The sequence below is a fragment of the Micromonospora sp. CPM1 genome (assembly GCF_023896895.1).
Taxonomy (GTDB): domain Bacteria; phylum Actinomycetota; class Actinomycetes; order Mycobacteriales; family Micromonosporaceae; genus Micromonospora; species Micromonospora tulbaghiae.
The window spans coordinates 1-20,437 of the sequence record NZ_JAMHIU010000044.1 but is presented as its reverse complement, the minus strand read 5'-3'; the positions used below and the strand labels follow the sequence as shown (position 1 = coordinate 20,437).

At 73.1% G+C, this 20,437-nt stretch carries 14 protein-coding genes and 1 rRNA gene; 4 read left to right on the top strand and 11 right to left on the bottom strand.

The annotated features are described in order from the left end of the window. The 4 genes from mycP to M8C11_RS29365 all read right to left on the bottom strand — a co-directional run. A partial coding sequence (mycP, locus tag M8C11_RS29380) for a type VII secretion-associated serine protease mycosin (protein ID WP_252454646.1) occupies window positions 1–1,437 on the bottom strand: 1,437 nt, incomplete at its 3' end. A gap of 10 nt (window positions 1,438–1,447) precedes the next feature. Further along, complete coding sequence (locus tag M8C11_RS30450) at window positions 1,448–2,947, bottom strand: hypothetical protein (RefSeq protein WP_305884583.1); 1,500 nt, start codon at window positions 2,945–2,947, stop codon at window positions 1,448–1,450. Between the two features lie 13 nt (window positions 2,948–2,960). Then, on the bottom strand, window positions 2,961–3,398 hold the full coding sequence (locus M8C11_RS29370) for a hypothetical protein (RefSeq protein ID WP_091421868.1): 438 nt from the start codon (window positions 3,396–3,398) through the stop codon (window positions 2,961–2,963). 169 nt (window positions 3,399–3,567) lie between these two features. Next, window positions 3,568–5,553 (bottom strand): TIGR03960 family B12-binding radical SAM protein, encoded by a 1,986-nt coding sequence (locus M8C11_RS29365; RefSeq protein ID WP_120568476.1) that lies wholly within the window; start codon window positions 5,551–5,553, stop codon window positions 3,568–3,570. Between the two features lie 207 nt (window positions 5,554–5,760). Here M8C11_RS29365 and M8C11_RS30445 point away from each other — a divergent pair, with 207 nt between their 5' ends. After that, window positions 5,761–7,638, top strand: a complete 1,878-nt coding sequence (locus tag M8C11_RS30445; protein WP_305884582.1) for a hypothetical protein — start codon at window positions 5,761–5,763, stop codon at window positions 7,636–7,638. Between the two features lie 4 nt (window positions 7,639–7,642). Here the strand turns inward: M8C11_RS30445 and M8C11_RS29355 are convergent, their stop codons facing one another. Further along, window positions 7,643–8,353, bottom strand: a complete 711-nt coding sequence (locus M8C11_RS29355) for a 1-acyl-sn-glycerol-3-phosphate acyltransferase (RefSeq protein ID WP_252454645.1) — start codon at window positions 8,351–8,353, stop codon at window positions 7,643–7,645. Window positions 8,354–8,494: 141 nt separating this feature from the next. Beyond that, window positions 8,495–11,641 (bottom strand): isoleucine--tRNA ligase, encoded by a 3,147-nt coding sequence (gene ileS / locus M8C11_RS29350; RefSeq protein WP_252454643.1) that lies wholly within the window; start codon window positions 11,639–11,641, stop codon window positions 8,495–8,497. 527 nt (window positions 11,642–12,168) lie between these two features. Here ileS and M8C11_RS29345 point away from each other — a divergent pair. Beyond that, window positions 12,169–12,609, top strand: coding sequence for a carboxymuconolactone decarboxylase family protein (locus M8C11_RS29345; RefSeq protein ID WP_120573616.1), 441 nt, complete (start codon window positions 12,169–12,171; stop codon window positions 12,607–12,609). A 59-nt stretch (window positions 12,610–12,668) separates the two neighbouring features. On the opposite strand, the gene ndk is transcribed toward M8C11_RS29345, so the two are convergent. Then, the gene (gene ndk / locus M8C11_RS29340) at window positions 12,669–13,094 is read right to left on the bottom strand and encodes a nucleoside-diphosphate kinase (RefSeq protein ID WP_252454641.1); all 426 of its coding nucleotides are present in this window, start codon (window positions 13,092–13,094) and stop codon (window positions 12,669–12,671) included. Window positions 13,095–13,239: 145 nt separating this feature from the next. Between ndk and M8C11_RS29335 the strand changes: the two genes are divergently transcribed. Continuing rightward, the gene (locus tag M8C11_RS29335) at window positions 13,240–14,619 is read left to right on the top strand and encodes a VOC family protein (protein WP_252454639.1); all 1,380 of its coding nucleotides are present in this window, start codon (window positions 13,240–13,242) and stop codon (window positions 14,617–14,619) included. Between the two features lie 21 nt (window positions 14,620–14,640). Here the strand turns inward: M8C11_RS29335 and M8C11_RS29330 are convergent, their stop codons facing one another. From M8C11_RS29330 to M8C11_RS29320, 3 genes are all read right to left on the bottom strand, one after another. After that, entirely contained in the window at window positions 14,641–15,084 is a 444-nt protein-coding gene (locus M8C11_RS29330; protein WP_252454637.1) for a DUF4233 domain-containing protein, read from the bottom strand. After that, window positions 15,081–16,424, bottom strand: a complete 1,344-nt coding sequence (locus tag M8C11_RS29325; RefSeq protein WP_252454635.1) for a folylpolyglutamate synthase/dihydrofolate synthase family protein — start codon at window positions 16,422–16,424, stop codon at window positions 15,081–15,083. Before M8C11_RS29325 ends, M8C11_RS29330 begins: the two co-directional genes overlap by 4 nt. Before the next feature lie 182 nt (window positions 16,425–16,606). Beyond that, window positions 16,607–19,225 (bottom strand): valine--tRNA ligase, encoded by a 2,619-nt coding sequence (locus tag M8C11_RS29320; RefSeq protein WP_252454633.1) that lies wholly within the window; start codon window positions 19,223–19,225, stop codon window positions 16,607–16,609. A 69-nt stretch (window positions 19,226–19,294) separates the two neighbouring features. Between M8C11_RS29320 and M8C11_RS29315 the strand changes: the two genes are divergently transcribed. After that, window positions 19,295–19,972, top strand: a complete 678-nt coding sequence (locus M8C11_RS29315; protein ID WP_121686400.1) for a hypothetical protein — start codon at window positions 19,295–19,297, stop codon at window positions 19,970–19,972. 362 nt (window positions 19,973–20,334) lie between these two features. Here the strand turns inward: M8C11_RS29315 and rrf are convergent. Continuing rightward, window positions 20,335–20,437: ribosomal RNA gene (gene rrf, locus M8C11_RS29310) — 5S ribosomal RNA — on the bottom strand; the annotation flags it as partial.

Sequence of the window (20,437 nt, the reverse complement as noted above, 5' to 3'; positions counted from 1 at the left end):
GGGTGGGGGTGGGTAGGCGCCCGCGCCGGGCTGGGGGTAGCCGCCTGCGCCGGGCTGGGGGTAGGCGGCGCCCGGGGTGGGGCCGGTGCCTGCGCCGGGCTGGGAGTGTCCGCCCGGCTGGGCGTAGGTGCCCGGGTGGGCGTAGGCGCCGGGTGACGGGTGGCTGCCGGGAGGGCCGTAGCCGGAAGGCGGAGCGGCGGGATATCCGGCCGGGACCGGCGGGCCCTGCCCGTTGCCGTCCATCCGATCCAGCGCCTCGTCCGGGATCGAGCCGGCCCGGGCCAGTTCGCGCCGGTGACGGCGGCGGTTCCAGATCAGGAACACCACGAGCGCCAGCAGCACCACGAGCGCCACCGCGATGCCGATGCCGATGACCATCACCTGCTGGTCGGAGGGGCCGCCGCGGTCGCCGTACTTGGTCACGTCGAAGTTGTCGTCCTCGGCGGCGGCCGGCGGCGCGGACGCGCTCGGCGCGGCGGCCCCGAGCAGCGGGTTCGCCGACACCGACGGCACGTCGGCGGTGAGTGCCGCCACCGGGTCGATCCGGCCGAAGCCGAACCGCGGGTCACGGCCGGGCGGGCCGGCGTCCCGGGCGGTACGGATGATCCGGTTGATCACGTCGGACGCGGAGAGCTTCGGGTACTTCGACCGGATCAGCGCCGCGACGCCGGAGACGACGGCGGCGGCGTCGGAGGTGCCGTCGCCCCAGCCGTAGCCCCGGTCCGGGCCGATGTTGTAGACCTCGTCGCCGGGCGCGGCGATCACCGCTTCCGGCCCCTGGGCCGAGCCGGACCAGAAGCCCCCGCCCCGGACCGTGCCGGTCACCGCGATCACGCCGGGGATCTTGGCGGGTGAGACGACGTCCGGGCCGGCCGAGCGGACGTTGCCGGCGGCGGCGACCACGACCACGTCGCGCTCCAGCGCGTACCGGATCGCGGCCGCCTCGCTCTCGTCCACGGCCCCGGCGCCGCCGTACGACAGGTTGAGCACCTTCGCCCCGCCGTCGACGGCCATCCGGATGCCGGTCGCGGAGTCGTCCTTGGTGGCCGCCGCGCCGACGGGCTTCCGGACGGGCAGGATCCGGGCGTCGGGCGCGATGCCGACCACCCCGGTGCCGTTGGCCGCGATGATCCCGGCCATGTGGGTGCCGTGGCCGTCCGGGTCGCGCCGGCCGTCGCCGGAGTCGCGGGTGCTCCCACCGGCCAGGACCTGGCCCCGCATGTCGGGGTGCCCGGCGTCGACGCCGGTGTCCAGTACGCCGACGACGACGCCCCGCCCGGTGGAGATCTGATGCGCCCGGTCGATCCGCAGCTCGTCCAGGTACCACTGCTCGGCGCGGCGCGGAGCGGCGACCGCCGGCTGGGCGGCCCCCAGCAGCATCAGTCCGGCAAGCAGACCGGCCGCCACCGGCCGGAGCGCGCCGACGTGCACCTTCATCCGTCCGTCCTCATCGCAGGATGCCCGGGGACGCACCGTCACCGGTGCCCCACGGATCGTCGTCCTCAGTCAACCATGACGAGTGCTCCGCAGCGCCGCCGCCGTGCCCGGCGCCGCCGTGACCACCCATCATTCCGCCGCCCATCATCCCGGCGCCGGCCATCCCGCCGCGCATGCCGCCCGCACCGCCCGGTCCCGCCGCGGACGCGGCCTTCAGCGCGCTGGCCGCGCTGGTCAGTGGCGGAACCTTGCCGTTACCGCCGCCGACCATGCCGGGCAGGCCGCCCATGGCCATGCCGCCGGCCGCGCCGATCCCGCCACCGCCGATCCCGCCGGCCGAGCCCAGGCCGGCGCCACCGCCGCCGAAGCCGCCGCCACCGGCGCTCAGTCCGCCCGCGCCGGCGCCGCCGCCGCCCAGACCGAGCGTGCCCGGTCCACCCGCGGTGATCGTGCCGGGCCCGCCCGCGCCGGCCAGACCGCTGCCGTACTCCGGGCTGCCCGAGCCGGGCGCGCCGCCGAGCTCGGGGATCCCGCCGGTGCCCGGCGGGGTGTAGGAGCCGCCGCCGGGGATGCCGCCGCCGGGCACGCCGGTGCCCGGCGGCGTGAACGAACTGCCACCGGGCGTGCCGCCACCGGGGATGCCGGTGCTGCCCAGGGACGGCATCGGGCCGCCGCCGGGCATTCCACCGCCGGGCATGCCGCCGCCGGGCGCGCCGCCACCCGGCAGGCCGCCGCCGGGCACACCCGACGGGGGAACCCGCGGGTCGCCGCGGTAGCCGTCACCCAGCTCACTGTCGGTGGGGCGGGGTACGACCAGCTTGGGGCGCTCGGCCTCGACCGCGGCCGGCAACGGCGACATCGCCTTGTTGGCCGCCTGCTGGTTGTCGCGGTACCAGTTGTCCAGGTGCGACTTGGTGTCCCACCAGCCGCCCCGCTTCTGGTCGCTGGCGTTGCCGTCGATCTTCATGGTGGCTTCGAGGTCGTCGGCCTTGTCGCGGAACGCGCCGTCGGCGTAGAGCGCCTGGTTGGCCTGGTAGTCACCGCGCAGGGCGGCCAGGAAGCCGGACTGGCTCTCGCCGTCGCGGGCGTCGTCCAGCTCGGTGCCGCCGGGCAGGCTCCACTCGTTCCAGCCGAAGTTGTCCATCAGCGGGATCGGGATGCTCGCCACCGCTGTACGGATGTCCCCCTCGATCCGCGTCAGCGCGCCACTGACGTTGCTGGCGTGCGTGATGAGTTCCTCGATCTCCTTGCCGATGTCGCCGAGGTGCTCGCGGTACGCGTCGCCGCCGCTGCCCTTCCAGCCGGCGAGCATCCCGGGCAGGCCGCCGGTGTGCGGGCGCTCCTGCCCGGCCGCGATCGGGCCGACGAACGAGCGACCGACGAGCGAGTCGCGCAGGTGGCCGAGCGCGGTGGAGAGGTTCTTCCAGCCCGCACCGACCGATCCGACGGTTTCCGGGTCCGCCGAGAGCGTCACCTCACGGACGCAACGCTCCCAGGTGCCTCCTGCCATGACCGTCTCCCCCTCAGGCCGTGTACGGGTAGGTGGGCTGCTGCCCGGCGTCCGGCGGCGGGGCCGCGGACTCCAGCAGCCGCTCGATGTCCTTGCCGTTGGCCGCGTTGCGGGCCTCGGCGTCGCGGAACGCCTTGGCGATGTCCTGTGTGCCCTGCTTCAGGCCGGCCAGCTTCATGGAGATGGCCTTGAGGTGGGCCTCCATGCTGGCCGTGGACGTGGTCAGCGCCTGCCACTGCATCCGGGCGTCCTCGTACGCGCCGAACGGGGTGCCGTTGGGCACCGTCTGCGCGTTGCCGCTGTCGCCCTTCATCCGCTCCTTGATGCGTTCCATCTCCCAGCCGATGGTGTCGTCGACGTACTGCTTGAGACGCTCGACGTACTCCGCTGCGGCGTCCAGATCCTCGACGCTGACGTGCAGATCGCCGGTGTCCGGCGGATTGATGCCCATCCTGACTGTCCTCCCCGCTGCCGGCCCCGGCCGGTCCACTACGGACGCAGCGTATCGAGGAAGGACCAGTCGGGGCACCCCCGCCCCACGTATCGCGACGGTCACCGGGAAAGACGACGGAGCGCGGGAACCCGGTCGGGTTCCCGCGCTCCGGTGCGTGCCGGTGGCCTCAGCCCTGCGCGGCGGCGGGCAGCTTCAGGCCGTTGACCGGGGTGAGCGGCAGCAGCTTGCGGCCGGTCGGGCCGATCTGGATCTCGGTGTCCATGGACGGGCAGACGCCGCAGTCGAAGCAGGGCGTCCACCGGCAGTCGTCCTGCTCGTACTCCGACAGGGAGTCCTGCCAGTCCTGCCAGAGCCAGTCCTTGTCGAGACCGGAGTCGAGGTGGTCCCAGGGCAGGACCTCCAATTCCTCGCGCTCGCGGGTGGTGTACCAGTCGAGGTCCACCCCGTACGCCGGCAGCACCTCGGCGGCGGCGTCCACCCACCGCTGGTACGAGAAGTGTTCGCTCCAGCCGTCGAACCGGCCGCCGTTCTCCCAGACCTTGCGGATCACCGCGCCGACCCGGCGGTCGCCCCGGGACAGCAGGCCCTCGATCAGCGACGGCTCGCCGTCGTGGTAGCGGAAGCCGATCGCCCGGCCCAGCGAGCGGTCGCTGTTGATCGCCTGCTTGAGCAGCTTGAGCCGGCCGTCGATGACCTCCGGCCGCTCCATCGAGGCCCACTGGAACGGGGTGTGCGGCTTGGGCACGAACCCGCCGATGGAGACCGTGCAGCGGATGTCCTTGGATCCGGTGGCGGCGCGGCCGGCCCGGATCACCTCGTGCGCCATGTCGGCGATCTCCAGGACGTCCTCGTCGGTCTCGGTGGGCAGGCCGCACATGAAGTAGAGCTTCACCTGCCGCCAGCCGTTGGAGTACGCGGTGACCACCGTACGGATGAGGTCTTCCTTCGACACCATCTTGTTGATCACCTTGCGGATCCGCTCCGACCCGCCCTCGGGGGCGAAGGTCAGACCGGTCCGGCGCCCGTTGCGGGACAGCTCCTGGGCCAGGTCGATGTTGAACGCGTCCACGCGGGTCGACGGCAGCGACAGCGAGACGTTGGTGCCCGCGTACTGCTCGGCCAGGCCGGAGCACATGTCGCCGATCTCGGAGTGGTCGGCCGACGACAGCGACAGCAGGCCCACCTCGTGGAAGCCGGAGAACTCCAGCCCCTGCTGCACCATCTGGCCGACGGTGGTGATCGAACGCTCCCGCACCGGGCGGGTGATCATGCCGGCCTGGCAGAAGCGGCAGCCACGGGTGCAGCCCCGGAAGATCTCCACCGCGTACCGCTCGTGCACCGTCTCGGCGAGCGGGACCAGGGGCTTCTTCGGGTACGGCCAGGCGTCCAGGTCCATCGTCGTGCGCTTGTGCACGCGGAACGGCACGTCCGGGCGGTTCGGCACGACCCGCTGGATCCGGCCGTCGGGCAGGTAGTCGACGTCGTAGAAGCGCGGCACGTAGACGCTCTCGGTCCGGGCCAGCCGCAGCAGCAGCTCGTCCCGGCCGCCCGGGGAGCCCTCCGCCTTCCACTCCCGGACGATGGCGGTGATCTCCAGCACCGCCTCCTCGCCGTCGCCGAGCACCGCGGCGTCGACGAAGTCGGCGATCGGCTCCGGGTTGAACGCGGCGTGCCCGCCGGCCACGATCACCGGGTCGGCGTCGGTGCGGTCGGCGGCGAGCAGCGGGATGCCGGCCAGGTCGATCGCGGTGAGCAGGTTGGTGTAGCCCAGCTCGGTGGAGAACGAGACGCCGAACACGTCGAAGTCGCGCACCGGGCGGTGGGCGTCGACGGTGAACTGCGGCACGCCGTGGGCGCGCATCAGCTTCTCCAGGTCGGGCCAGACCGCGTACGTCCGCTCGGCCAGCACGTCGGGCAGCTCGTTGAGCACCTCGTACAGGATCTGCACGCCCTGGTTGGGCAGGCCAACCTCGTAGGCGTCCGGATACATCAGCGCCCACCGGACGGTCGCGGCGTCCCAGTCCTTGACCACGGCTCCCAGCTCTCCACCCACGTACTGGATGGGCTTGGTCACCTGCGGCAGCAACGGCTCCAGCCGGGGCCAGACCGAGTTGGCGGCGGCGGGACGCGGGGTCGTGGACGGGGCACTCATAATGCCCAAGCGTACGCGGTGCCCCCGCCCTGTCCCGCGCCCGCGCCCGTGTCCGCCGCGTTGATCAAGGAGTTTGCGGACTCCCCCGTGCTCCCACCGGACACGAACTCCTTGATCACCGGAGTGAGGGCGGGGAGCGGGGCGGGATTCGTCCCGGGTGGCGGGGCGGTACTAACCTCGCAACGGGCGCGAGAGGAGATAGCCGCGATGCCGCAGCCGCAGCCGGGGGCGGACCGGCCGGCCGACGGGGCCGAGATGCCGTCCGTCACCGAGCCGGCGACCGCCGTCGACACCGAGGACGCCACCGGCGCCTCGGCTCCGGCGTCCCCGTCCGGCACGCCGGAGGCCACCGACGACCGGACCTCCGACGGGGTGTCGGCCGACCAGCCGTCCGACGCCGCCGACGGCAGACCGCACGACGGTACGCCCCACCGCCGGCCGTCCGCCGCCGCGCCCGACGAGCAGCCGCACCGCACCGAGCCGGGTGACCGGTCATCCGACGGCGAGGTGCAGGACCTGCCGCCCGACGCCCCGGCCATGCAGAGCCCGGCTGCCTCGACCTCCGACGCGCAGCCGACGCCCGCACCGGCCGACCCGGCAGGACAGGCCGCACCGGCCGACCAGGGCGAACCGGCGGAGCCTGCCGAGTCGGCGGGGGCAGCGGCCGGCGACGCCGAATCGCCAAGCCAGGCCGCACCGACGACCGACGCCGCGGACGCCGCCAGCAACACCGGAGCGGCGGCCGCCGACACCGAGGCGCCGACCGCCGACGCCGGGACGCCGGCCGGCACCGAAGCCACCCCGCCCGTACCGGTCACCCGGGCCCGGGGTTCGGCGGCGGTTCCCGGCCGCACCACGCCCGTCCCCACGCCGCGGACCGGGCGACGGCCGGATCCGACCCGCATCGACCTCGTGCCGCAGCCGCACCAGGCCACGGCCACCCCCGATCCCACCCGGGTCGAGAACACCCCGGATCCCACCCGCGTGGAGAGCACACCCGACCCGACCCGGGTCGAGGCGCCCGCTCCCCGGTGGAGCGGTTCCGCAGCCGTCCCGCCACCACCGCCGCGCCGCCCCGCCTGGGGCGAGTCCGCCGAGCCCACCCCGGTGCCGCCGCTCGCGTCACCGGAACACGCGACGCCGGTCGACCCGTGGGCGGGGGTGGACACCACCGGCTGGGAGCTGCACGCCCCGGAACTGCCGCCGCCGACGCCGACGCTGCCGTACACCGCGCCCTGGGCCGTGCCGGACAACCCCCACCCGGCCCACCCGGCCCCGCAACCGGTGCCACCGGCTCATCCCGCGCCGCCCGCGGCCCGGCCGGTCTCGCCGCCGCCGCACAGCCCGCCGTACCCCGGACCGGCCCGGCCGGTCTCACCGCCGCACCACCCCGGCCCGCCGGCCGCCCGTCCGCTGCCGCCGCCGGCGCCCGTCGCGCCGCCGGCGAAGCCGGGCCGGCCGCCGAAGCAGCGCCGGGGCAAGGCCGGGCCGCCTGCCGCGCCGCCGGGCTGGCAGCAGCCGCCCAAGCGGACCCGCCGCCGGCGCCGCTGGCCCTGGGTGCTGCTGCTCTCCGTGGCCTGCTGCTGCGGCCTCCCGCTCTGGTGGTTCCAGCCGATCTCCAGCCAGTACCCGGCCAGCGCCACCCTCCCGGACCAGATCGACTCGATGCGGCTGCGCCAGGACGACAGCAGCAGGGCCGCCGCCGAGGAGCTGAAATCCCGGGTACGCGAGACGAACCTGCTCGCCGAGGACACGTTCGCCGGCATCTACAGCACGAGTGACGGCAAGCGGGTGACGTTGTTCGGCAGCACCGGCCTGCGGTTCAGCCCGGAGTCGGACGCCAAGTCGGAGATCGAGCGCCTCGCCGGGGACTACGCCCTGCAGGAGTCGGTGGTGGTGGACACCGGCGTACGGGGTCGCCACGAGCGATGCGCCGTCGGTCGGGCGGACGGCGACTCGGTGGTGGTCTGCGTGTCGGCCGACCACGGCAGCCTCACCACCGGCGTATTCACCCGGCTGTCGGTGGACGACAGCGGGCGGCTGCTGAACGACCTGCGTCAGCGCGTGGTGGTGCCGAAGTCCTGACCGCTCAGGCGGTCGGCTCGCCGCCGGTCTGGTCGCCGGTGGCCGCCTGGTCGGCGCGCTTCGGGGCGTAGCGCGGGACGTACTCCTGGCCGCTGAGCTTCTGGATCTCGGCCATCATCTCGTCGGTCATGACGCGCAGCGAGGTGCGGTCGTCGGGACGGCCGGTGAAGTCCAGCGGCTTGCCGAACTTGATTGTGATCTTGGCGCGGCCCGGCCGCGGGATCCGCGTGCCGATCGGCTGGGCCTTGTCGGTGCCGGTCACGCCGACCGGGATGATCGGCACGCCGGCGGCGATCGCCAGCCGGACGGTGCCGGTACGCCCGCGGTAGAGCCGCCCGTCCGGGGAGCGGGTGCCCTCCGGGTAGACGGCGACCAGGTCACCGGCCTTGAGCACCGGGATCGCCGCGTCGAACGCGGTGAGCGCGGCCCGGCCGCCGGCCCGCTCGACCGGGATCGCGCCCAGGCCGGTGAGCACGAACTTGGAGAAGCCGCCCTTGAGCCCGGTGCCCTTGAAGTACTCCGACTTGGCCCAGAACGCCAGGTGCCGCGGCACCACGGTGCCGAGGAGCAGTTCGTCGGCGACGGAGAGGTGGTTGCTGGCGAAGATCGCACCGCCGGTCGCCGGGATGTGCTCCAAACCCTCCACGTGCGGACGGAAGGCCAACCGGAGCGTGGGCGCCACGGTGAGCTTGCCGATGGTGTAGAGCAGGGGCACGGGTCCTCCGGCGGTCGTACGTGAAACAGGCGCTGTCACGGTAGCCGACGCGGCCGTCCGCCACCGAGCGGGTGGCTCGCAGTCCACTCGCTGGGGCCGGGCCCTCCTCCACCCGAGGGGGTGCAGGAGGGCCCGGTCCGCTCACACCTTGCGGACCGTCACGGTCACGCGCTCGCCCTCGCCGGCCTCGCCGGTGAAGCCGTCGAGCCCTTCGGCGAAGTCGATGCTGTCGGCCAGCACCTCCCGGGCCACGAACCCGGTGTACGCGGCGACCGCCGCGCGTACCTCCTCGGACGCGGAGACGGCCACCGTGATCCGGTCGGAGACGTCGAGGTCGGCGTCGCGGCGGGCCTGCTGCACGACCCGGACCACGTCCCGGGCCAGCCCTTCGGCGGCGAGTTCCGGCGTGACCTCGGTGTCCAGCACGACCACTCCCTCACCGCCGGGCAGCGGCGCGGAGTGCTCGGCGTCGGCGGCGACCAGGCGCAGCTCGTACTCGCCCTCGGCGAGCGTGACCCCGGCGGCGACCGGGGCGCCGTCGCGCAGCTCCCACTCCCCCGCCTTGACCGCCTTGATCACCTGCTGGACGGCCTTGCCGACGCGCGGGCCGAGCGCCCGCGGCACCACGGTGAGGACCTGCTGGCAGTACGCGGACACCTCGCCGGTGAGCACGACCTCCTTGACGTTCACCTCGTCGGCGACCAGGTCGGCGAAGGGCCGCAGCTGGTCGGCGACGGGCGAGGCCACTGTCAGCTTCGCCAGCGGCAGCCGTACCCGCAGGCCCTTGGCCTTGCGCAGCGACAGCGCCGCCGACGCGACCGCCCGGACGTTGTCCATCGCGGAGACCAGCTCGTGGTCGGCCGGGAACTCCTCCGCGGACGGCCAGTCGGTCAGGTGCACCGACCGCTCGCCGGTCAGCCCGCGCCAGATCTCCTCGGCGGTCAGCGGCGCCAGCGGCGCCACCACCCGGCACAGCGTCTCCAGCACGGTCCACAGCGTGTCGAACGCGTCCGCGTCGCCGGCCCAGAAGCGGTCCCGGGACCGGCGCACGTACCAGTTGGTCAGCGCGTCCAGGTAGGACCGCACCGTCGCGCACGCACCGGAGATGTCGTACGCGTCCATCTGCGCGCCGACGGTCGCCACCAGTTCGTTCGTCTTCGCCAGCACGTACCGGTCGAGCACGTTCGCCGAGTCGGTACGGCGACGCGCGGTGTGGCCGTCGGCGTTGGCGTACAGCGAGAAGAAGTACCAGACGTTCCACAGCGGCAGCAGCACCTGGCGCACCGCGTCCCGGATGCCCGACTCGGTGACCGCCATGTCGCCGCCGCGCAGCACCGGCGAGGACATCAGCATCCACCGCATCGCGTCCGACCCGTAGGAGTCGAACACGTGGTAGACGTCCGGGTAGTTGCGCAGGCTCTTGGACATCTTGCGCCCGTCCGAGCCGAGCAGGATGCCGTGGCTCAGGCAGTTGCGGAACGCCGGCCGGTCGAACAGCGCGGTGGCCAGCACGTGCATGGTGTAGAACCAGCCGCGGGTCTGCCCGATGTACTCGACGATGAAGTCACCCGGGTAGTGGTGCTCGAACCACTCGCGGTTCTCGAACGGGTAGTGCACCTGGGCGAACGGCATCGAGCCGGACTCGAACCAGCAGTCCAGCACCTCCGGCACCCGGCGCATCATCGACTTGCCCGTCGGGTCGTCCGGGTTGGGGCGGACCAGGTCGTCCACCGCCGGCCGGTGCAGGTCGGTCAGGCGTACGCCGAAGTCACGCTCGATGTCGGCGAGCGAGCCGTACACGTCCACGCGCGGGTGGTTCGGGTCGTCCGAGCGCCACACCGGGATCGGCGAGCCCCAGAACCGGTTCCGGCTGATCGACCAGTCCCGGGCGTTCGCCAGCCACTTGCCGAACGAGCCGTCCTTGATGTGCCCGGGCGTCCAGTTGATCTGCTGGTTCAGCTCGACCATGCGGTCCTTGAACTTCGTCACCGCGACGAACCACGACGACACCGCCTTGTAGACCAGCGGGGTGTCGCAGCGCCAGCAGTGCGGGTACGAGTGGGTGTAGGTGTCCTGCCGCAGCACCACCCCCCGCTCCTTCAGCTCCCGGATCACCGGCTTGTTCACGTCGAAGACCTGCTCGCCCTGGTACGGCGGCACCAGCGCGGTGAACCGGGTGTGGTCGTCCACGGTCACGACGGTGGGGATGCCGGCGGCGTTGCAGGTGTTCTGGTCGTCCTCACCGAAGGCGGGGGCCAGGTGGACGATCCCGGTGCCGTCCTCGGTGGTGACGAAGTCCGCGCCGAGCACCTGGTAGGCGTTCGGGCCGGCCGGCTCGACCAGGAAGTCGTAGAGCGGCGTGTAGCGGCGTCCGACCAGGTCGCGGCCGTACACGGTGCCGACCTGCTCGTAACCCTCCAGTTCCTTGGCGTACGCGCCGAGGCGCGCGGCGCCGACGACGTAGCGCTCGCCGTCGCGTTCCAGCACGGCGTACTCGATGTCGGGGCCGACGGCGAGCGCCAGGTTCGACGGCAGCGTCCACGGCGTGGTGGTCCAGACGCCCACCTTGACCGGCCCGCGCAGCGGCTCCGGCGCGTTCTCGTCGGCGGTCAGCTCGAACCAGACGGTGAGCGTCGGGTCGTGCCGGTCCCGGTAGACGTCGTCCATCCGGGTCTCGGTGTTCGACAGCGGCGTCTCGCACCGCCAGCAGTACGCGAGCACCCGGAAGCCCTCGTAGACCAGGCCCTTGTCGTGCAGGGTCTTGAAGGCCCACATGACGCTTTCCATGTAGTCCAGGTCGAGCGTCTTGTAGTCGTTGGCGAAGTCGACCCAGCGGGCCTGCCGGGTGACGTACCGCTCCCAGTCGTGGGTGAACTCCAGCACGGAGGTGCGGCAGGCGTCGTTGAACCGGGCCACGCCGAGGTCGAGGATCTCCGCCTTGGTGGTGATGCCGAGCTGCTTCTCGGCCACCACCTCGGCGGGCAGGCCGTGGCAGTCCCAGCCGAACCGGCGCTCGACGTGCTTGCCGCGCATGGTCTGGTAGCGCGGCACCACGTCCTTGACGTAGCCGGTGAACAGGTGGCCGTAGTGCGGCAGGCCGTTGGCGAACGGCGGGCCGTCGTAGAAGACGTACTCGTTCTCGCCGTTCCGGCCGGCGTCGCGGGCCTCGACTGACGCCTCGAAGGTCTTGTCGGCCGTCCAGTGCTCCAGCACCCGGCGCTCGACCGCGGGCAGGTCCGGGCTCGCCGGGACACCGGCGCCGGTCGGGTCGTGCAACGGATAGGCCATCGCCTGTCGCTCTCCCTCAGCAGCTCACTCGTCTGTGGTCTGCGAGGACGAGCCGAATCCGGTGCGCCGTTACCGGCGTCCCGGGTGTGGCCCGCGGTACCACCCCGCTTGGCGGCCGAGGTGCGACCGCCCGCTCGTTGGCCGGCTGTGACGGGCCGTCCCGTCCGGTTCTACTGGGCCGGTGACCCGGCTGTTCTTCCGGAGGCTCACCGGTGATGGCCGGGTCGTCGCCTGTGCGTTCAAGCGTACTCGACCCCCCACCCACCGCGCCGCCGAGTATCCCGCCACCCCGGCCCACCCCGGCCCAGCCCACCCGTCCCCCACCTGCCCCACCCCAGGCCCGTCGATCATGAGGTTGACGGCGATGTCGATCTCGGATTTCGCCGCCAACCTCATGATCGACGCGGTTTCGGGAGGGGGTCAGGCCGGCGCGGAGCACGTCATGACCACCGTCACACCGCCGTGCCGTCACACCGCACCCGCCGTGCCCCGTCCTGTCCGCGTACCCGAACCTCAAGGAGGCGGCGATGAGCCGGATGGACATGGCGGCGGTGGCACCCGAGGCGTACCAGGCCGTGCTGGGCCTGGAGAAGTACGTCCGGGCGAACGTGGACCACACCGTGCTGGAGCTGGTGAAGCTGCGGGCGTCGATGCGCAACGGCTGCGCGTTCTGCGTGGACATGCACAGCCGCGAGGCGCTGGCGGCCGGTGAGGACAGCCGCCGGCTGTTCGCGGTCGCGGCGTGGCGCGAGGCCCCGTTCTTCGACGAGCGGGAGCGGGCCGCGCTGGCCCTCACCGACGCGGTGACCCGGCTCGGCGAGCACGGCGTGCCGGACGACGTCTGGGACGCCGCGGCGAAGGTGTGGTCGGAGAAGGAGCTGGCGGACCTGGTGATGGCGATCGCCACCATCAACGTGTGGAACCGGGTCGCGGTGACCTGCCAGACGCAGCCGCCGGCGTCGGTCTGACGGCTGACGCACGACGGCCCCGGTCCCGCCAGGAGCGGGCCGGGGCCGTCGGCGTGTCGTCAGGCCAGCTCGGGGAACCAGAGCGCGATCTCGCGCTTGGCGCTGTCCGCCGAGTCGGAGGCGTGCACCAGGTTCTCCCGGTTCGACAGCGACAGGTCACCGCGGATGGTGCCGGCGGCGGCCTTGCGGCCGTCGGTGCTGCCGATCATCGCGCGCACCACCTCGATCACATGGTCGCCGGAGAGCACGAGCGCCACCAGCGGGCCGCTGGTCATGAACGTCTTCAGCGGCGGGTAGAACGGCTTGTCGACGTGCTCGGCGTAGTGCTGGTCGGCGAAGCCGCCGTCCATGGTCCGGCTCACCATCGCGTCGATCCGCAGGCCCTTGCGCTCGAAACGGGACAGGATCTCGCCCACCAGACCGCGGCGCACCGCGTCGGGCTTGATCAGTACGAGCGTCCGCTCGTCCGGGCTGCTGCTGGACACGCTGGTTTCCTCCTGCGCACTCAAACGGGGTTCGGCTGGGTACGGTCAGCGTAGCGACCCGGTCCCGGCGCCGGCGCGGCGGCTGCGTCTTCCCTGGCCCGCCGCGGCGGCCTAGCCTGGCCCTGGAACCCCTGGGAGGTCCACTGTGGCGAATGGCGGGAACCGCACGATCGCGCCGGTACGCAAACTGATCGGGGCGGTGCTGGGCACCGTCGCCACCTTCGTGACCGTGTTCGGGCTCGGCATGACCAGCTGGGCCATCGTGGCGCTCGGGGTCGCGTTGCTGGTGCTGGCGATCGCCCTGGCCACGGTACGCGGGGGCGGTCGCACCTGGGTGATCGGCCTGGGGCACGTGCACAGCGCCTCCGAACCACCCACCCAGTACGCGTTCGGCCGGTGCGAGCTGCAACTGGTCATCGACGCGCCCGGCCTGCCGCCCCGCTCCAAGAAGATCATCGAGCCTCGGGTGCCGGTCGCCAAGTGGCCCTCGCTGGGCCAGGCGCTGCCGGTCCGGGTGGCGCTCGACGACCAGCGGCACGTCCGCGTGCTCTGGGACGAGGTGCCCACGCACGCGGAGAGCGCCGCCGCGGTCGCCGACCTGCCGCCCGAGTACGCCGCCGAGCCGGACCCGCTGGACGAGCCGCTGATCGCGCAGGAGGCGCCGCCGTGGGCCGGGCGCGCGCCGGAGGACGACTTCCGCGACGACTACCCGCCCGCGCCGGACCCGTACCTGGACGACGTGCCACCCCGGGCCGAGGACCGCGAGCCGGTGGTGCTGCACCAGAGCCCCGGCGGCCCGGTGGTGCTGGAGGGGCAGCTCGTCGAACGGGCCGACCGCACGGCCGGCCCCGGCCCGCTCCCCCGCCGCGCCCCGGCACCCCGTACGCCGGCCGAGGAGCCGCCCGACACGGTGCCGGTCGAGACCGTGCTCGTCGACAGCGGGCCGGCCGACACCCGACCGACCGACACCCGACCGACCGACACCCGACCGACCGGCACCGCGCCGGCCGACACCGGGCCCGACCCGATCGACCTGCCGCTGGACGACCCCGCGGACGCGCCGCGGCGCTCCGACGCGCCGCCGACCGCCGAGGAGCTGGACGAGGCGATCTTCGGCCCGGCCGGCACGGCCGAACCGGACGAGCTGGCCAGCCCGATCAGCGGCGTCGGCATCACGCTGCTCGTCGCCGACCTGGACCGGTCCCTCGACTTCTACCGCGAACTCGGCTTCGACGAGCTGGACCGGGGCGAGGGCAACGCCGTGCTCTCCTCCGGCCCGACCCGGCTGGTGCTGCGCCGGGTGACCGGTGCCGCCCCGATCAGCCGCCGCCTGGTGCACGTCAACCTGGAGGTGGACGACATCCAGGGGGCGTACGAGCGGCTGCGCGACTCCGGCGTCCGGTTCACGTACGCCCCGCGCGTGGTCAACCGGGGCACCAAGCTGGAGGTGTGGGCGGCTGCCTTCCGCGACCCCGACGGCCACGGCGTCGCGCTGACGCAGTGGCGCACGCTCGCCGACGCCTGAGCCGTACGCGGCGGGCCGTCCTCAGCCGAGGATGACCCGCCGCACGTGCAGCGCGTACGCCCACACCAGCGCGAACATCACCCCGAGCGCGAACAGCGACCAGTGCAGCAGCCCGGAGAGCAGCAGCACACCCTGGATCACGGTGCCGGCGTGCCACGCCCAGGGGCGGCGCATCATGCCGGCGAGCACCACACAGGCGACCGCCAGCGCCACGATCACGCCGATCGCCGCGCCGCTCAGGTCACCGCCGACCACCCGGATCGGCTGGATGGCCAGCAGCAGCACCAGCGCCTCCAGCGACATGGTGCCGGCGCCGAGCCCGCGTACCGCCTTGTCCGGGTTCCGCAGCCCGGACCGGCGGACGCCGTCGGGCTGCTCCGGACCGGTCGCCTGCGGCCCGGCGTCCGGGCGCGGCTCCGGGCCGGCCGGCTGCCCCGGGCCGGTCGGGCGCTGCGGGCCGGTCATCGCTTGAGCAGCCGGCGGGCGTCGGCCACTGTCACCACCGATCCGGTGACCAGCACGCCCACCCCGGACAGCTCACCCGGCACGTCCGACTCGGCCTCCGCCACCGCCGCCTCGATGGCGTCGGGCATCTCCCGGGCCACCTGCACCCGCTCCGGCCCGAGGATCTCCCGCGCCAGCTCGGCCAGCTCGTCCACCGGCATCGCCCGGGCCGAGCTGTTCTCCGCGACCACGATCGAGTCGAGTACCGGTTCGAGCAGTTCGAGCAGGCTCGCCGCGTCCTTGTCGCCGAGCACCGCCAGCACGCCGACGAGCTTGCTGAACGCGAACTCCTCCTGCACGGCGGCGACGGTGGCGGCCATCCCGTGCGGGTTGTGCGCGCCGTCGAGCAGCACCGTCGGGGCGCTACGCACCCGCTCCAGCCGGCCCGGCGAACTCGTCGCGGCGAAGCCCTCGCGGACCGCCTCGATGTCGAGCTGCCGCCGGGCCCCGGCGCCGAGGAACGCCTCCACGGCGGCCAGCGCCACCGCAGCGTTCTGCGCCTGGTGCGCGCCGTGCAGCGGGATGAAGATCTCCTCGTACACCCCGCCCAGGCCCTGGATGCTCAGCACCTGGCCGCCGACCGCGACCGCGCGGCGCAGCACGCCGAACTCGGCGCCCTCGCGCGCGACGGTGGCGTTGACCTCGGCGCAGCGTTCCAGGATCGGGCGGGCCGCCTCCTCCTCCTGCGCCGCCGCGATCACCGTGGCGCCGGGGTGGATGATGCCCGCCTTGTGCAGCGCGATGTCCTCGATCGTGTCGCCGAGCCACTCGGTGTGGTCCAGCCCGATCGGGGTGATCACGGCGACGCCGGCCTGGATCACGTTCGTCGCGTCCTCCGCGCCGCCGAGCCCGACCTCCACCACCGCCACGTCCACCGGGGCGTCGGCGAACGTGGCGAACGCCAGCGCCGTGGTCATGTCGAAGTACGTCAGCGGCTCCGCGAACCGCTGGTCGACGAGTTCGGCCAGCGGCGCGATCTCGCGGTACGTGGACACGAACCGGTCCTCGCTCACCGGCTCGCCGTCCAGGCTGATCCGCTCCCGCACGGTCTCCAGGTGCGGGCTGGTGTAGCGGCCGGTGTGCAGCCCGAACGCCCGCAGCAGCGAGTCGATCATCCGGGCCGTCGAGGTCTTGCCGTTGGTGCCGGTCAGGTGGATCGACGGGTACGCGCGCTGCGGGCTGCCCAGCAGGTCGAGCAGGGTCTCGATCTTCTCCAGCTCGAAGTGCATCCGGGTGAAGCCGCGCGCGTTGAGCGCGGCCTCCACCTCGGCGAACGCGGTGCGGTCGGTGCGGTCACTCATGCGGAGCCATCTTTCGTTCGCGACTGCGGGGCTCGCAACCCCGGCTCACTCCTCGCGCTCACGCGGAGCCATCTTTCGTTCGCGACTGCGGGGCTCGCAACCCCGGCTCGCTCCTCGCGCTCACGGGGAGCCATCTTTCGTTCGCGACTGCGGGGCTCGCAACCCCGGCTCACTCCTCGCGCTCACGAGGGCAGCGCCTCCAGGGCGGCGTCGATCCGGACCAGGTCCGCCTCGGCCACCGCCAGCCGCTCGCGGATCTTCGCCACCACCGGCTCGGGCGCCTTGCCGACGAACGCCGGATTGTCCAGCTTCGCCCGCGCCTGGGTGGCCTCCTTCTCGGCCGCCGCCCGGTCCTTGGTGAGCCGGGCGCGCTCGGCGGCCACGTCGATCGAGCCGCGCGTGTCGAGCGCGACGCTCACCGCGCCGGGCATCGCCAGCGTGGCGCTCGCCTGGAAGTCGTCGCCGGGCGCGTCCAGCCGGGCCAGCGAGCGGACCAGCGGTTCGTGCGCCGCGATGCCCGCGCCGGCCAGGCCGTCGAGCCGGGCGGCGACCCGCTGGGTCGGCCGCAGCCCCTGGTCCGAGCGGAACCGCCGGACCTCGGTCACCACCCGCTGCAGGGTGCCGACCTCGCCCTCCGCGGCGTCGTCGATCAGGGTACGGTCGGCGACCGGCCAGGACGCCGTCAGCACGGTCTCGCCGCCGCTGAGCGCGGCCCACAGCTCGTCGGTGACGAACGGGATGACCGGGTGCAGCAGCCGCAGGAGCTGGTCCAGCACGTGCCCGAGCACCCGGCGGGTGGCGTCGGCGGCGGAGCCACCCTCGGCCAGCACCGGCTTGCTCAGCTCCACGTACCAGTCGCAGACGTCGTCCCACGCGAAGTGGTAGAGCAGGTCGCAGACCTTCGCGAACTCGTACGCCTCGAACTGCTCGTCGACCTCGGCGGTGACGTGCGCCAGCCGGGACAGGATCCACCTGTCGACGGTGGAGAGGTCACCGGCGTCCGGCAGCGGGCCGTCGGTGTGCGCGCCGTTGAGCAACGCGAACCGGGTGGCGTTCCAGAGCTTGTTGCAGAAGTTGCGGGAGCCCTGGCACCACTCCTCGCTGACCGGCACGTCCTGGCCGGGGTTGGCGCCCCGGGCCAGCGTGAACCGGGTGGCGTCGGCGCCGAAGCGGTCGATCCAGTCCAGCGGGTCCACCACGTTGCCGAACGACTTCGACATCTTCTTGCCGTGCTCGTCGCGGACCATGCCGTGCAGCGCCACCACGTCGAACGGCTGCACGCCGTCCATCGCGTACAGGCCGAACATCATCATCCGGGCGACCCAGAAGAACAGGATGTCGTAGCCGGTGACCAGCACGCTGGTCGGGTAGAACTTCGCCAGGTCCGGGGTCTGCTCCGGCCAGCCGAGCGTGGAGAACGGCCACAGGCCGCTGGAGAACCAGGTGTCCAGCACGTCCTCGTCCTGCCGCCAGCCCTCGCCGGTCGGCGGCTTCTCGTCCGGGCCGACGCAGACGATCTCGCCGTCCGGGCCGTACCAGACGGGGATGCGGTGACCCCACCAGAGCTGGCGGGAGATGCACCAGTCGTGCATGTTGTCGACCCAGGCGAAGTAGCGCTTGGCCAGCTCGGCCGGCTCGATCTTCACCCGGCCGTCGCGCACCGCGTCACCGGCGGCCTTGGCCAGCGGCGCGGTGTTGACGAACCACTGCAACGACAGCCGCGGCTCGACCGTCGTCTTGCACCGCGAGCAGTGCCCCACGGCGTGCAGGTACGGCCGCTTCTCGGCCACGATCCGGCCCTGCTCACGCAGCGCCGCGACGATCGCCGGGCGGGCCTCGTACCGGTCCAGGCCCTCGAACGGGCCGGGCGCGGTGATGACGCCGCGCTCGTCCATGATCGTCAGCGAGGGCAGGTCGTGCCGCTGGCCGATCTCGAAGTCGTTCGGGTCGTGCGCCGGGGTCACCTTGACCATGCCGGTGCCGAAACTCGGGTCGACGTGCTCGTCGGCGACGATCGGGATCCGCCGGTCGGTGAGCGGCAGCTCCACCTCGGTGCCGATCAGGTGCCGGTAGCGCTCGTCGTCCGGGTGCACCGCCACCGCGGTGTCGCCGAGCATGGTCTCCGCGCGGGTGGTCGCCACCACGACCTCGTCGCCGTAGCGGATCGAGACCAGCTCACCCTCGTCGTCGGTGTGCTCCACCTCGATGTCGGACAGCGCGGTGAGGCAGCGCGGGCACCAGTTGATGATCCGGTTGGCCCGGTAGATGAGCCCGTCGTCGAAGAGCTTCTTGAACATGGTCTGCACGGCCCGGGACAGGCCCTCGTCCATGGTGAACCGCTCGCGGTCCCAGTCGACCGCGTCGCCGAGGCGGCGCATCTGGCCGAGGATCGCGCCGCCGGACTCGGCCTTCCACTGCCACACCCGCTCGACGAACTTCTCCCGCCCGAGGTCGTGGCGGGACAGCCCCTCACCGGCGAGCTGCCGCTCGACCAGGTTCTGGGTGGCGATGCCGGCGTGGTCCATGCCTGGCAGCCAGAGCGCCTCGTACCCCTGCATCTTCTTGCGCCGGGTGAGCGCGTCCATGAGGGTGTGCTCGAAGGCGTGGCCCATGTGCAGCGAGCCGGTGACGTTGGGCGGCGGGATGACGATGGTGAACGGCGGCTTCTCGCTGTCCGCCGACGCCCGGAAGTGCCCGCCGGCTACCCACTGCTCGTACCGTCGCTGCTCTACCTCGCCGGGCTGGTACTGGCCGGCGAGGGTCGGGGCGTCGGGGCGTCGGGCATCCAGTCTCTCGGTCACCCTGAAAGTCTACGGAGCGCTTTCGGGGACCCGACGTGCACCACCTGTGATTCGCGTACGGTGGCGGTCATGTCCGACGCGCATCTCACCGAGCGCCCGGTCGACGGGGGTTCCGATCCGGTCGAGCTGACCGAAGAGCCGATCGAGCTGAGCCGCCGCGATCCCGCGCAGGAGCCCGAACGCCGTCCCGTCTCGCGGCGCCGGAAGATCGTCCTGGCCGCGCTGCTCGCGGCGGGCCTGGCCGGCGCCGGTGCGCTCGGGCTGGGCGGCTGGCGGGTGCTCCAGCAGAAGGACACCACGCTCGACCAGCCGGCCGAGGTGGCCGGGCTGGTCCGGGACGACAGCGAGCGGGCCCGCAGCACCGCCGACTACCTGCGCGACGGGCTGGCCGCCGACATCGAGCTGGACCGCGGCTTCGGCGCCGTCTACTCCGACCGCGGGGACGCCAAGCGTTCGGTGCTGCTGTTCGGCGGTACCACGCTGCTCTGGCAGCCCGAACGCGACCTGGACACCCTGTTCGGCCTGATGGCCGACGAGACCGGCCGGGTCGCCGGGCTGCGCGAGGTGGACGCGGGCCGGCTGGGTGGCGTGATGAAGTGCGGTACGACCAGCGGCGACGGCGGCGACTTCGCGGTGTGCGGATGGGCCGACCACGGCAGCGTGGTGATGGGCATGTTCCCGGGCCGCCGGGTCGACGACGCGGCAGCGCTGTTCCGCGACATCCGCGAGTCCGTCCAGAGCCGCTGACCCGCGACCTCGGCGCTGCCTCGTCCACGCCGATACGGCGAGGTGCCCACACACGCCTTGCCCCGTCCCCCGCACGTCGCCGTGTCGGCGGCCCTAGTGGTGGGCCGGTTCGCCAGTTCGGGGAAGTGGCTGGATCCGCAGCACCTCGGTACGGCCACCTCGGGGAAGTGGCGGGCCGACCCGCCAGCTCGGCGAAGTGGCTGGGCCCGGGGTACTTCGTTGCCGCCACTTCGGGGAAATGGTGGGCCGGCCATCGCTCACGCGCGTCCGGGGCCGGCTTTGCGGCCGGTCTGGTGGTGTTTTCCGGGGGAGGACGCAATTCAGGGCCACCCCGTGCGGGGGTGGCCCTGAATTGAAAGATTGTCCGGCGGTGTCCTACTCTCCCACACCCTCCCGAGTGCAGTACCATCGGCGCTGGAGGGCTTAGCTTCCGGGTTCGGAATGTGACCGGGCGTTTCCCCTCCG